General features: G+C 64.0%; 11 protein-coding genes. 7 read left to right on the top strand and 4 right to left on the bottom strand.

The genetic code is table 11. The features are described from left to right. Positions 1 to 6 precede the first annotated feature (6 nt). The 4 genes from ABQJ48_RS14990 to ABQJ48_RS14975 all read right to left on the bottom strand — a co-directional run bounded on the left by ABQJ48_RS14990 (position 7) and on the right by ABQJ48_RS14975 (position 6,280). Positions 7 to 789: a substrate-binding domain-containing protein gene (locus ABQJ48_RS14990; RefSeq protein WP_367838794.1), complete on the bottom strand. Its 783-nt coding sequence runs from the start codon at positions 787 to 789 to the stop codon at positions 7 to 9. Positions 790 to 834: 45 nt separating this feature from the next. Next, positions 835 to 2,133 (bottom strand): MFS transporter, encoded by a 1,299-nt coding sequence (gene tcuC, locus ABQJ48_RS14985; RefSeq protein WP_367838793.1) that lies wholly within the window; start codon positions 2,131 to 2,133, stop codon positions 835 to 837. Positions 2,134 to 2,271: 138 nt separating this feature from the next. Continuing rightward, entirely contained in the window at positions 2,272 to 4,971 is a 2,700-nt protein-coding gene (locus ABQJ48_RS14980) for a CoA-binding protein (protein WP_367838792.1), read from the bottom strand. Next, positions 4,964 to 6,280 carry an ATP citrate lyase citrate-binding domain-containing protein gene (locus ABQJ48_RS14975; RefSeq protein WP_367838791.1) on the bottom strand — a complete coding sequence of 439 codons (1,317 nt, stop codon included), beginning with the start codon at positions 6,278 to 6,280 and terminating at the stop codon, positions 4,964 to 4,966. The genes ABQJ48_RS14980 and ABQJ48_RS14975 overlap by 8 nt, the downstream gene beginning before the upstream one ends. A gap of 690 nt (positions 6,281 to 6,970) precedes the next feature. Between ABQJ48_RS14975 and ABQJ48_RS14970 the strand changes: the two genes are divergently transcribed. The 7 genes from ABQJ48_RS14970 (at position 6,971) to ureG (ending at position 12,373) form a co-directional block, all read left to right on the top strand. Beyond that, on the top strand, positions 6,971 to 7,783 hold the full coding sequence (locus ABQJ48_RS14970; RefSeq protein ID WP_367838790.1) for a transporter substrate-binding domain-containing protein: 813 nt from the start codon (positions 6,971 to 6,973) through the stop codon (positions 7,781 to 7,783). A gap of 198 nt (positions 7,784 to 7,981) precedes the next feature. Next, on the top strand, positions 7,982 to 8,284 hold the full coding sequence (gene ureA / locus ABQJ48_RS14965; RefSeq protein ID WP_011487082.1) for an urease subunit gamma: 303 nt from the start codon (positions 7,982 to 7,984) through the stop codon (positions 8,282 to 8,284). Positions 8,285 to 8,302: 18 nt separating this feature from the next. Then, positions 8,303 to 8,608, top strand: coding sequence for an urease subunit beta (locus ABQJ48_RS14960; RefSeq protein ID WP_367838789.1), 306 nt, complete (start codon positions 8,303 to 8,305; stop codon positions 8,606 to 8,608). Between the two features lie 55 nt (positions 8,609 to 8,663). Next, positions 8,664 to 10,370, top strand: coding sequence for an urease subunit alpha (gene ureC, locus ABQJ48_RS14955; RefSeq protein WP_367838788.1), 1,707 nt, complete (start codon positions 8,664 to 8,666; stop codon positions 10,368 to 10,370). Positions 10,371 to 10,372: 2 nt separating this feature from the next. Then, positions 10,373 to 11,041 (top strand): urease accessory protein UreE, encoded by a 669-nt coding sequence (gene ureE / locus ABQJ48_RS14950; protein ID WP_367838787.1) that lies wholly within the window; start codon positions 10,373 to 10,375, stop codon positions 11,039 to 11,041. After that, complete coding sequence (locus tag ABQJ48_RS14945) at positions 11,028 to 11,708, top strand: urease accessory protein UreF (RefSeq protein ID WP_367838786.1); 681 nt, start codon at positions 11,028 to 11,030, stop codon at positions 11,706 to 11,708. The genes ureE and ABQJ48_RS14945 overlap by 14 nt, the downstream gene beginning before the upstream one ends. 11 nt (positions 11,709 to 11,719) lie before the next feature. Next, complete coding sequence (gene ureG, locus ABQJ48_RS14940; RefSeq protein WP_367838785.1) at positions 11,720 to 12,373, top strand: urease accessory protein UreG; 654 nt, start codon at positions 11,720 to 11,722, stop codon at positions 12,371 to 12,373. Positions 12,374 to 12,426 lie beyond the last annotated feature (53 nt).

The raw sequence follows: 12,426 nt of genomic DNA, 5'->3' as shown, positions 1-12,426 counted from the left end.
GCGTCCTCAATGCGCGGCGACGGAATCGAGTCCGGTCGATGTCACCTCCGGTTGCACGGCGGGCGACGCGAGATAATCGAGCAACGCTTTGGCCTCTTTCGGATGCTGCGCGCCGACCGGAATGCCGGCCGCAAACCGCGTGACAGACTGCAGCGACTCCGGAATCTTGCCGACGTACGCGGCGCCCTTCACGGGAAGCAGTTCGCTCACCTGCTGAAATCCCACTTCGTAATCGCCGGTCGCGACGACGGATGCCACAGGAATCCTGGGAATCATCTTCGCCGTGGGCTTCACCTGCTCTTCGATGCCTAGCCGCTTGAACAGCTCACGCTCGATATAAACGCCGCTCGCGCTATCGGAGTAAGCGATCGACCGGGCATGCAGCAAGGTTTGCTTGAGCGCCGCCTCGGAGCCGATGTCGGGCTTCGGCGCGCCCTCGCGCACCACCATGCCGATGCGCGAATCCGCGAGCTCGACGCGCGACTCAGGAATCACCTTGCCCTGCTTGATGAGGTCATCCAGAGCATAGCCGACCATGATCACGACGTCGGCAGGCTCTCCGCGCTCAAGCCGGTTTGGAATGGCCTCAGGCGACTTGCCCATCGACGGTCCGAGCGCGGTCTCCAGCGTGTCGCCCGTGGACGCCGCGAACTTCGGGCCGAGCAGCTTGTAGGCGGCGGTGAAGCCGCCCGAGCTCATCACGTGCAGATCGGCGGCGTGCACATTCGCCACAGCGGCGGCGCTGCTGAGAAGCGCCGCGGTACAGAGTTTCAGAAGGATGGATTTCATGGTTGAAAGAAGATCAGGCTGAAGTTCGAGGAGCGACGCGATGGTTCAGGAAGCCGCAGCTACCGGAGCGCGACGGCGTCGGTACAGTGCGAGCGTGGCACCGAGCCCGCACACCGCGGCGAAGCTCATCCAGTAGCCGGGCGCGGCTTTGTCGCCCGTCATGTGAATGAGCGCCGTCGAGATAACGGGCGTGAAACCGCCGAAAACCGCCGTCGCCAGGCTGTAGGCCAACGAGAATCCAGCCACACGGACTTCGACCGGCATCACTTCAGTGAGTGCGACGACCATCGCGCCGTTGTACATGCCGTACATGAACGAAAGCCACAACAGCACGAGCAGCATGTTGACGAAGCTCGGCGCGTGAGCCAGCAGCGACAGCGCTGGGTAGGCCGTTGCAATTGCCAGGATCGTCATGCCGAGAAGGAGCGGACGGCGTCCGATCCGGTCCGACAGCGCGCCCCCGATCGGCAGCCAGATGAAGTTGGAGACCCCCACGCAGAGCGTGACGAGCAGGCTATCGGCGGTGCTCAGATGCAGGACCGTCTTGCCAAAGGTCGGTGCATACACGGTGATCAGATAGAAGCTCGTGGTGGTCATTGCGACGAGCAGCATGCCCGCGATCACGACATTCCAGTTCTTCACGAGCGTCGTGAAGACTTCTTTCATGCCCGGACGATGCGCGCGCTGTTTGAATTCCTGGGTTTCCTCGAGATTGCGCCGCAATATGAAGATGAACGGCACGATCATGCAGCCGACGAAGAACGGCACGCGCCATCCCCAGCTCGCGATCGCCGCCGTATCGAGCCACTGGTTGAGCCCGAAGCCGAGCGCCGCAGCGATGACGATCGCCACTTGCTGGCTCGCCGACTGCCAACTGGTGAAGAAACCCTTGCGGCCCGGGGTCGCCATCTCGGCGAGATAGACCGATACGCCGCCCAGTTCCGCGCCCGCGGAGAAGCCTTGCAGTAGACGGCCGATGAGAACGAGGATCGGGGCGAACAGTCCGATGGTCGCATAGCCGGGCACCAACGCAATCAGGATGGTGCCGCTCGCCATGATCGACAGCGTGACGATCAGGCCCTTGCGGCGGCCGACATCGTCGATATACGCGCCGAGGATGACCGCGCCAAGCGGCCGCATCAGGAAGCCCGCGCCGAACACCGCGAACGTCATCATCAGTGAAGCGAATTCGCTCCCGGCCGGGAAAAAGATCGCGGCGATCTGCGTGGCGTAGAAGCCAAACAGGAAGAAGTCGAACTGCTCCAGAAAGTTGCCTGCCGTCACGCGTATCACGGCGGAAGATTTCGACTGGCCGGGGGCCAGGCGGGTTGAGGAGGGATGCATCGAGGTGTCTCCGGATATTTTGAGCTTGCGGTGCTCGGGCGATCTGTTGTTTGTCGAATAGTCGCCCGAACCACATGAAACGATAAGTGCTATTTATGGAACGATTGATGTTCGCCGGTTATCAGTGCGGCGAACCGCTCAGGCTACGAAGCGGCACTGGGACGCGGGCGTTCGGGTGTCCATGTTGCGCCCGCGGTTCAGGTGATCGTCGATTTCCGCCGCGCATCCGAGCATGCGCGGATAAAGGAAGATCGTGAACGCGGCGGTTTCCAGATCGGTCCCGCTCAATTCACCACGTTGCAGCGGCTGCCAGAGCATCTTCAGCAGCAGCGCCGCGATCACCGCATCGACGTTGACGCAGTACACGTTGCGGGAAACGCCGGCATCGAACAATGCCTGCACCAGTTCGCGATAGAACGCATGGAACGCGTTATATTCCCCGCGCTTTTCGCACAGTTGCGCGATGAACACTTCGCGCGGGTCGTAGTTGACCGGCCTGTCCTTGAAGACGGGATGATTCACGCCGGGCAGCTTTGCGATATCGAGGCTGCCGGCATGCTTCTGCCGGGCCTTGTACTGCGCATAGCGCTCGACCGATCGCTCGGCCAGCGCGCGCAGGTCCACGCCGTGCGCGGGGTCGGACGGATCGGCAAGCCCGCTGTCCCTGAATGCTTCGATCAGGAACGCGATGCCTTCATAGCCGTTGCCGCCATGCGTATAACCCGTATGGCTCAGAAAGCCGACCAGCGCCTTGTTCAGTTGCACGCGCTCGGGGCTTTCCGGGCCGTCAGCGGATACCGCACCCTTTGCTCCCTGCGCCGAAATGGCTCCCGGACCATTGGTCAGCAGCAGACCCACGAGCGTCCTGAAGGCGAACAGATCGTCGGGCCCCGGCGCGAGATCGAGCAACGCGGCAAAACAGATTTCGGTCAGGCTGCGTTCGTTCAGCAGCGCTTGCGTGGTGAAGCCGCAAAAGCCGTCAGGACGGTGTCGCGAGGCGTGCGCCGAGGCACCGATCAGCGTCCCGAACAACATGCTCCACCAGGGCAGGCTCTCGGCCGTGACGCGCGAGATGCGCTTGCGCATCAGCGGCCCCCAGGCGAGCGTGATGCAGATCGCGGCCAGCACGGCGTCCGCGCTCGGGTGAGCGTGGTGAGATGTGAGCCAGCGCAGCGCAACCGAGCTCACTCCACGTTCGGCGAGTCCCGTAAGCATCGCTTCGGCGCGCGAATCGGCGGTATCGGCGAAGAGCTTCTCGCACCCTTCGTCGTCGATCCGGGCGATGTCGAAGGTCTCGTCCAGCGCACTCGTGAGGCCCGCTGCCGAGAAGCGATCGATCATCCATTTCGCGGCATCGCGTGCCGCGCGTTGACGATTCGGCCCGATGATCGACGCCGCGGCAGCCAGGATCGCGTTGGGGGCATTGCCGGCTTCGCGAGCGGCTTGCGCGGCCGCGAGTTCCGGCGTTCCATGCAAATTGACGAACGCGGCGATTGCAACATCGATGAGCTTTTCGTCGTTCTCCCCGCCGAACTCCCGCAACAGGGCCAGACTGACGTTCGCTTCCAGCGAATGCGTCGACGCTTCCAGCATCGAGGCGCCATGCAGGCTGCTGACCTGCGTTTTCGCGTCCATCTGCGATGCCCCGGACGCATCCTTCAACGCCTGACGCGGCGCAATCGCACCGACTTGCCGATTGACCTGCAGGACCTGCTCGTCGTAGGGCGCGACTGCCCCCACTACCGGGATCGCAAGGCCGGGCGGAAACTGGAGCCCCTGGTCCGAGCCGAACCACGGCTTGAGCGCCAGGCTGCCTTCGGGCTCGAAGTCAGGCATCGTCGCGTTGGCGCGCATCACGGCCGTCAGGGCCGCCGGGATATGCGCAATGTTCGTGACGACCGCGCCCTTGGCGGAGCAGCACGGATCGTCGGGCGTGAAGAGGCGCTCCACGCCGAACTTCTCCATGAACCAGCGTTCTTTGGCTTGCGCGTCGTCGGAGCCGCCCGCCATCGCGCCGGCATGGCCCACCGCACGCGTGAGGCGGCTCTTCCACCGGCCCACCACACAGGCGACCACCGGTTTCGTGAAGCTTGCATCGGCCTCGTAGTAGCCACCCGGTTCGCAATAGAGCACCGCGCCCTTGGTTCGGGCATCGTTGGCGAGCGCGAATGCAAACTCCGGTGCGGCGTAGTGGATGTAGACGTCCTTGCCGCTGGAGATGACGGTCGAGGTGCCCCAGCCGCTCATGCGCAAGTATTGCGCGATCGTCGTGCTGAAGCCGCCGGAGTTCGAAAAGATGGCGATCGATCCCTTGCGCAGCGAATCGTCCGGACTATCGCCGCCGAGCGCTCCGCCGATTCTCACGCGATTCCACGAGTCCGCGACGCCGAGCCCGTTCGCGCCGAAGATGTCGATGCCCGCCTGCTGACCCATCGCGCGGATTTCGCGGGCGTCGTGCACGGCGATCTTTTCGGTGATGATAAAAATCTTCTTCAGATCCGGATTGACGCGAATCAGTTCGGCGACGCCGTCGCGCGCGGCCGACGGCGGCAGATACACCACGCCGCAGTTGAAGCGGTGTCCGGCCTCCAGACCTTCGCGGACGTTGTTGTACACAGGGATATCGCCGATGGATGTGTGGAGCACTTGCCCGCCCTTGCCCGGCGCCGTGCCGAACACGATGTTCCCACCTGAGAAGGCATGACTGACGGGCGTCACGTCCGAGGACTCACCGCCGAGGATATTGAGCACGCACACCCGGTCGTCACGCGTGGCGATTTGCGCCAGCGAGTTGACGCCGACGAAATACTTGAATTGGCTGCTGGTTTGTTTATACACGTTGCTCTCCTCGGGCTTGCGCCGTTTCGGTTGCCGTCGCCGTTGCGCCGATCCGTGCTGCGATCTCGGCCCGGCCGCCGGCGCGCATCCACGCGTCCGCCTGACGCGCGAACTGGATCACTTCGCTGATGTCGGAGTCGAAGCCGAACAGCCGATAGGGCAGACCGAGCGAGTCGCATGTGTCTCTCAGCGCGGCCATGCCACGCACGAGGTTCGGGCCGCCGCGGCCCAGCACCACGTAAAGCGGTGTTGGTCCATGCTCGCTGAAGTGTTCGCGAAGGGCGTCGGCCATCGCTCGCAGCGTCTCGAAGATGTCGGTGTTGTTCGACTTGCCGCCGATGATGAAAAGCACGTTCGACTGCTTGAGCCAGTGTTTGAAGCAGATACGGGCCACTTCCTTCATCTTCGCGTACGGCGGATTGCCGCCGAAATCCGACGAGATGATCGCGGCGTCGCCGAGCATTTCGGTGACGAGCGAGTTGGCGCCGCCGCCGAAGGTCGGCGCGAGAATCGTGCCTTTCTCGTTGATCACATACACATCGCTCTGGCCCTGGTGCGTGCGCAACTGATTGATCTCCTGTTCGAAGTCGGAATAGTCCGCTGCGAACAGGTGTTGCGGTAGCCCGAGGCGTGTCCAGCGCGGATCGTCGCGATCGAAACCGCACTTGAAGTCGCAGGCGACCGGTGTCAGGCGACCCTTCTTGTCCTCGCGCATGCGGATCGGATTGAGCTCCAGCGTCGTCATGCCGAAGTCGTGAAAGAGTTCCCAAAGCTTGGGCAACTGCTGGACGAGCGGCGAGATGATCTCCTTGGGCGCACCGATCTCGCTCAGCGCGTTCGCCACGACGAACGCCTTGAGGCCCGTCAACGCGTCGAAGGGCACCATCGCCACGTGCCGCGGGTCGACCTCTTCGATGTCCATGCCGCCCTTATGCGAGAGCGTCATCGTCGGTGCGCGAAAACGCGTGGAGTCGGTGATCGAAAAGTAGACCTCATGCTGGGCCGGAACGCCCGCTTCGAACGTCACGCCATTGGCCTTTGCTTTCAGGTGGCCGACGCAATGCTCGGCGAAGTACAACCGCTCCTTCTCGATCAACGCCGTCTTGAGATCGCTCGCGCGGCCGAGCAGACCGGCCTTCCCCTTCTTCCCCACTCCGCCTTTGAAGACGGGTTTGATGAATATCTGGCGATGACGATCGATCAGGGTCTTGATGTCCTCCTCACTGGCGCTCGGGCCGAGGATTTCACTCGCCGGAAATCCGACGAATTCCAACAGGCGCGCGCCGTGCAACATACCGGTGATTTGCATGAGATTGTCTCCTGAAGCGCATTGCGATAGAAAAGAAGCGGGTGTTCGGGTGGTCGTCAGGCGAAAGCGCCAGGTGACAAGCGGCCGCGACGCCAATGGCGTGGGATACCGTGGCCCGATATGTTTCGAGTTGGCCGGTGCTCGAACCGGCTGGGGCGTGAAACTATGCTGCCCGAGGGGCGATCGTTAGCCGCTGTGGGTGCGCGTTGCTTTGTACTTAGCCTTGTCTCCGATGCGTTTTACTTTCGTTCCAATGTCGCTGGAATCTTGAGTCAGATACTCACGCAAACCGAGTCACGCGATAAGTGCATTGTTTGGAAGCATTGATGTTGGGCCGTTATCAATGCCGCTGGATGAAGCGCGGCATCTGGGGTGCGTCGGTCATCTGACCGAGCGCATCAATCGCAGTCGGTTACGTCAAGTCGAGCTGCCTGCCGGCGCAGTGCGCCGGTGGGTCGCGCCGTTGACAGCGTCACTGACCGCAGCGTTTCCCGTTGCGAGGCCGCGTGCGCACCAGCGCGGCGCACTGCCAGGCCCCAACTCAGTGCGTGCATGCCGCTTCCGGTCAGCAAGCGCAAGCCGCTCCGCTATGGCACACACCTTGCGTTCCCCTGCGCCACAATGCCGCCGCTCTAACGGCAGGCGAGCGCTTTCCCATCGTCACGCCACCGCTACCATCGCCAGGAGACCATGAAACGATCATTGCCCCGCCGCGCACGCCGCGCCTTCGTTGCCGCGCTGCTCTTTGCGCCCATTACCGCGCACCTCGCTTTTCACGCGATCACCGCCCACGCTGACACGCTCGAGAACATCGCCAAAAGCGGCGTGCTGAAAGTGGCGGTGCCGGAAGACTATCCGCCGTTCGGCTCGGTCGGTCCCGACATGAAGCCGCAAGGCTACGACATCGACACCGCCGCGCTGCTCGCGAAGTCGATGAACGCGAAGCTCGAACTCGTGCCGGTCAATAGCGCGAACCGCATTCCGTACCTGCAAACGGGCAAGGTCGATCTGGTGATCTCGTCGCTCGGCAAGACGCCGGACCGCGAGAAGGTGATCGACTTTTCGACCGCGTATGCGCCGTACTATCAAGGCGTGTTCGGCCCCGCCGACATCAAGGTGAGCGGCCCCGCCGACCTCACCGGCAAGACGGTCGGCGCAACGCGTGGTGCACTGGAGGAAATCGGCCTGTCGCAGATGGCGCCGAACGCGACCATCAAACGCTTCGAGGACAACAATGCGACGATCGCCGCATTCCTGTCGGGCCAGGTGCAACTGATCGCCGCGGGTAACATCGTCGCGGCCGCGATCATCGCGAAAAATCCGCCGCGCCGCCCGGAGCCGAAGTTCGTGATCAAGAACTCGCCGTGCTTCGTCGGCATGAACAAGAACGAGCCGCGTCTGCAACAGAAAGTGAACGCCGCAATCGTGCAGGCGAAGCACGACGGCACGCTCGACACGATGTCGAAAAAGTGGTTCGGCGCCCCATTGCCGGCCGATCTGTAAGCCCGCCGTTAGCGGGACTTGATACCGTGACCGGACTATCGGTCCTGCCCGCTTCGTCGGCTCGCCGGCATACGTCGCACCCGGTCGGCGCTGTGACCTGCAGCGACTGTCGCGGCCCCGGCAGCCATTGACGCGACCGCCACGACGCCTGTCGATGCCGAAGGCAAATCCGACCGCCCACTAGAACGCACACATTCGATGAAGCTGACACCTCGCGAGAAGGACAAGCTGTTGATCTTCACCGCCGCGTTGCTCGCCGAGCGGCGCCGCGCCCGCGGCCTCAAACTGAACTACCCGGAAGCGATCGCCTTCATCACCGCGGCGCTGATGGAAGCGGCGCGCGACGGCAAAACCGTCGCCGAGGTCATGCACTACGGGACCACACTGCTCACGCGCGACGACGTGATGGAAGGCGTGCCGGAGATGATCCCCGACATTCAGGTCGAAGCCACCTTCCCCGACGGCACGAAGCTCGTCACCGTCCATCATCCAATCCCTTAAGCGCACAAGGCAGGCCCCATGATTCCCGGCGAACTCCTCATCGACGACGGCGAACACGAGCTCAATGCAGGCCGCGCTACGCTCTCGCTGGTGGTGTCGAATACCGGCGACCGCCCGGTGCAGATCGGCTCGCACTACCACTTCTATGAAGTGAACGAAGCGCTCTCCTTCGATCGCGAAACCGCTCGCGGCTTCCGGCTGAACATCGCGGCGGGCACCGCCGTGCGCTTCGAGCCCGGCCAGGAACGCACGGTGGAGCTGGTCGAACTGGCGGGCGAGCGTCTCGTCTACGGCTTCAACGGCAAAGTGATGGGTAAGCTGTGACGCGCGACATGCGCTGCCGCGCCCGAACCGCCCTGCTCACCTCCGGACTCACACCATGACATTACGCATTGGCCGCCGCGCGTACGCGGAAATGTTCGGCCCCACGACCGGCGACCGCGTGCGCCTCGCCGACACCGAATTGCTGATCGAAGTCGAGCGCGACTTCACCACGTACGGCGAAGAAGTGAAATTCGGCGGCGGCAAGGTGATTCGCGACGGCATGGGACAGTCGCAGCGCGTGCACGCAGACGTGGTCGACACGGTCGTGACCAACGCGGTGATTCTCGACCACTGGGGCATCGTCAAGGCGGACATCGGCATCAAGGACGGCCGCATCGCCGCAATCGGCAAGGCGGGCAATCCCGACATCCAGCCGAATGTGACCATCCCGATCGGCGCGTCCACCGAAGTGATCGCGGGCGAAGGCCTAATCGTGACGGCGGGCGGCATCGACACGCACATTCACTTCATCAGCCCGCAGCAGATCGAAGAAGCGCTCGCGAGCGGCGTGACGACGATGCTCGGCGGCGGCACCGGCCCGGCGACCGGCACCAACGCAACCACGTGCACGCCGGGTCCGTGGCATCTCGAACGCATGCTGCAGGCAGCCGATGGTTATCCGATGAACCTGGGCTTTCTCGGCAAGGGCAACGTGAGTCAGCCGCAGCCGGCGCTGGAGCAGATCGCGGCCGGCGCGATCGGTCTGAAGCTGCACGAGGACTGGGGCACGACGCCCGCCGCAATCGACAACTGCCTGTCTGTCGCCGACGACACCGACACGCAAGTGGCGATTCACACAGACACGCTGAACGAAGCGGGTTTCGTCGAAGCGACCGTGGCCGCGTTCAAAGGCCGCACGATTCACACGTATCACACCGAAGGCGCGGGCGGCGGCCACGCGCCGGACATCATCAAGGTGTGCGGCGAGGCGAACGTGCTGCCCTCGTCGACCAATCCGACGCGCCCTTACACCGTCAACACGCTCGACGAGCATCTCGACATGCTGATGGTGTGCCATCACCTGGACCCGTCGATCGCGGAAGACATCGCGTTCGCGGAATCGCGCATTCGCCGCGAGACCATCGCCGCGGAAGACATCCTGCACGATCTCGGCGCGCTGTCGATGCTGTCGTCCGACTCGCAGGCGATGGGCCGGGTCGGCGAGGTGATCATCCGCACCTGGCAGACCGCGCACAAGATGAAGGTGCAGCGCGGCGCGCTGCCGGAAGACAACGCGCGCCACGACAACTTCCGCGCGAGGCGCTACGTCGCCAAGTACACGATCAACCCGGCAATCACGCACGGCATCGCGCATGAAGTCGGCTCCGTCGAACCGGGCAAGTGGGCCGATCTGGTGTTCTGGGAGCCGGCGTTCTTCGGCATCAAGCCGTCGCTGATTCTCAAGGGCGGGATGATCGCGATGGCGCAGATGGGCGACCCCAACGCGTCGATACCGACACCGCAGCCGGTCCACTATCGCGAAATGTTCGCCACGCGCGGCGGCGCACTCGCGCGCACGTCGCTGACCTTCGTGTCGCAGATGGCCGCCGACGCGGGCGTAGCCGAACGTTATGGGCTGAACAAGCGTATCGTGGCCGTGAGGAACTGCCGCAACATCTCGAAGGCGAACATGATTCACAACGCGTGGCGTCCGGCGATCAGCGTCGATCCGGAAACCTATCAGGTCATCGCGGACGGCCAGTTGCTGACCTGCGAACCGGCTACCGTGCTGCCGATGGCGCAACGCTATTTTCTATTCTGACCATGCGCACTCTCGACAAACTGCTGGCGCCCCATCTGAAGCTGGCCCCTGTGCTGGTGAAGCGGGCCCCGACGCTGACGCTCGCTTTCGACGAACGGCGCAAGAGCCGACTCGCCGCCACGCTCGATAACGGCGAGCAAGTCGCGCTGCTGTTGCCGCGCGGCACCGTGCTGCGCGGCGGCGACGTGCTGGTGGCCGACGACGGCGGCCTCGTGCGCGTGGTCGCCGCGGCGCAGGCGCTGCTGTATGTGCGCGCGCGAGATTCGCTGACGCTGACGCGCGCCGCCTATCACCTCGGCAATCGTCATACGCCGGTGGAAGTGGGCGCCGATTATCTGAAGCTCGAATACGATCCGGTGCTGGCCGATATGCTCGAGCGCATCGGCGCAACGGTCGAGCGGGCGTCGCTGCCGTTCGAGCCCGAGTCCGGCGCTTATGGCGGCGGGCACAAGCATGGGCACGACGAGACGTTCGCCGAAGACTACGCGCTCGCGCAGCAGGTGTTCGGCGAGCATCATGGGCATGACAATGCCGGCTCGCAGGATCATCCGCACGGGCCCACCCACGCTTCGCATGGTCATTCCCACGAGCACGGGCATCAGCACGATCACGACCATAGCGGCCACGTGCACGACGAATCATGCGGCCACGCGCATCATGCGCATCGCTGAGCTCACCGCGCTGCTGCATCTCGCATCGCCGGCGCTGCCGATCGGCGCGTTCAGCTACTCGCAAGGTCTCGAAGCGGCAATCGAAGCGCAGTTGATCACCGACGCCGAGTCCGCCCGCGCGTGGATCGAAAGCGGGCTGAGCGACGTGCTCGCGCACGGCGAGCTGCCGTTTCTCGCGCATCAGATGGAACGCTGGCGCACGCATGACGCCGCCGCTCTCGCTGAGGCCAACCGCGAATTTCTCGCGAGCCGCGAGTCCGCGGAATTGCGCCGCGAAACCGAGCAGATGGGCTGGTCGCTGCGGCAGTTGTGCGCGTCGCTCGAATGGGGCGATGCGCCCAGACGCGCGACGCTCGCTTCGCTCACACCGCTCGCGCAACCCACGGCATTCGCGTTCGCTGCCTGGGCGCACGACGCGGCCGTCGATGCTGCGCTCGCCGCATACGCGTTCAGCTGGGTCGAGAACCAGGCCGCCGCGGCATTGAAGGCCGTGCCGTTAGGACAGCTCGCGGGCCAACGCATCATCGTCGCCTTGCGCCAGCCCATCGATGCAGCGGTCGCGCGCGCGCTCGCCACGTCACCCGAGAACATCAACACGTTCGCGCCGCAACTCGGCATTCTGTCGGCGCGTCACGAGTCGCAGTATTCGCGGCTCTTCCGCTCATAACACGATCCATCATGAACGCAGCTCATCATCCCGCCCATTCGTCCGTCCGAACCCGGAAACTGCCGCCGCTGCGCGTGGGCGTCGGCGGACCGGTCGGTTCCGGCAAGACCACGTTGCTCGAAATGCTCTGCAAGGCGATGCGCGACCGATACGACCTCGTCGCGATCACCAACGACATCTACACGAAAGAAGACCAGCGCCTGCTGACCGTGGCGGGCGCGTTGCCGGCCGAGCGGATCATGGGTGTCGAAACCGGCGGCTGCCCGCATACGGCGATCCGCGAAGACGCGTCGATCAATCTGGAAGCCGTCGAGCGCATGCTGACGCGCTTTCCCGATGCCGATATCGTGTTCATCGAATCGGGCGGCGATAACCTGGCCGCGACGTTCAGCCCGGAACTGTCGGACCTCACGATCTACGTGATCGACGTGGCGGGCGGTGAGAAGATTCCGCGCAAGGGCGGCCCCGGCATCACGAAGTCGGATCTGCTGGTGATCAACAAGACGGATCTCGCGCCGATGGTGGGCGCGAATCTCGACGTGATGGCAACGGACGCGAAGAAGATGCGCGGCGAGCGGCCCTTCGTGATGTGCAACCTCAAGGCGCTCGACGGCCTGGATGAAGTCGTGCGGTTTATCGAGAAGAAGGGGTTGTTGAAGGTTTGATGCCGAGAGGCACCTGGTGCACGCGTTGCATCCGGTGCGTCAGCCCGCCCTCG

The sequence above is a fragment of the Paraburkholderia suaedae genome, assembly GCF_040812055.1.
Lineage (GTDB): Bacteria > Pseudomonadota > Gammaproteobacteria > Burkholderiales > Burkholderiaceae > Paraburkholderia.
The sequence above is the reverse complement of the archived record's forward strand: the minus strand, read 5'-3'. Positions and strand labels throughout refer to the sequence as shown.

What these genes read in the sequence shown, in the direction of transcription:
- tcuC (WP_367838793.1), bottom strand. Translation starts at nt 2,133, where the DNA reads ATGCATCCCTCCTCAACCCGCCTGGCCCCCGGCCAGTCGAAATCTTCC.
- ABQJ48_RS14970 (WP_367838790.1), top strand. Translation starts at nt 6,971, where the DNA reads ATGAAACGATCATTGCCCCGCCGCGCACGCCGCGCCTTCGTTGCCGCG.
- ureE (WP_367838787.1), top strand. Translation starts at nt 10,373, where the DNA reads ATGCGCACTCTCGACAAACTGCTGGCGCCCCATCTGAAGCTGGCCCCT.
- ureC (WP_367838788.1), top strand. Translation starts at nt 8,664, where the DNA reads ATGACATTACGCATTGGCCGCCGCGCGTACGCGGAAATGTTCGGCCCC.
- ABQJ48_RS14945 (WP_367838786.1), top strand. Translation starts at nt 11,028, where the DNA reads ATGCGCATCGCTGAGCTCACCGCGCTGCTGCATCTCGCATCGCCGGCG.
- ureG (WP_367838785.1), top strand. Translation starts at nt 11,720, where the DNA reads ATGAACGCAGCTCATCATCCCGCCCATTCGTCCGTCCGAACCCGGAAA.
- ABQJ48_RS14990 (WP_367838794.1), bottom strand. Translation starts at nt 789, where the DNA reads ATGAAATCCATCCTTCTGAAACTCTGTACCGCGGCGCTTCTCAGCAGC.
- ureA (WP_011487082.1), top strand. Translation starts at nt 7,982, where the DNA reads ATGAAGCTGACACCTCGCGAGAAGGACAAGCTGTTGATCTTCACCGCC.
- ABQJ48_RS14960 (WP_367838789.1), top strand. Translation starts at nt 8,303, where the DNA reads ATGATTCCCGGCGAACTCCTCATCGACGACGGCGAACACGAGCTCAAT.
- ABQJ48_RS14975 (WP_367838791.1), bottom strand. Translation starts at nt 6,280, where the DNA reads ATGCAAATCACCGGTATGTTGCACGGCGCGCGCCTGTTGGAATTCGTC.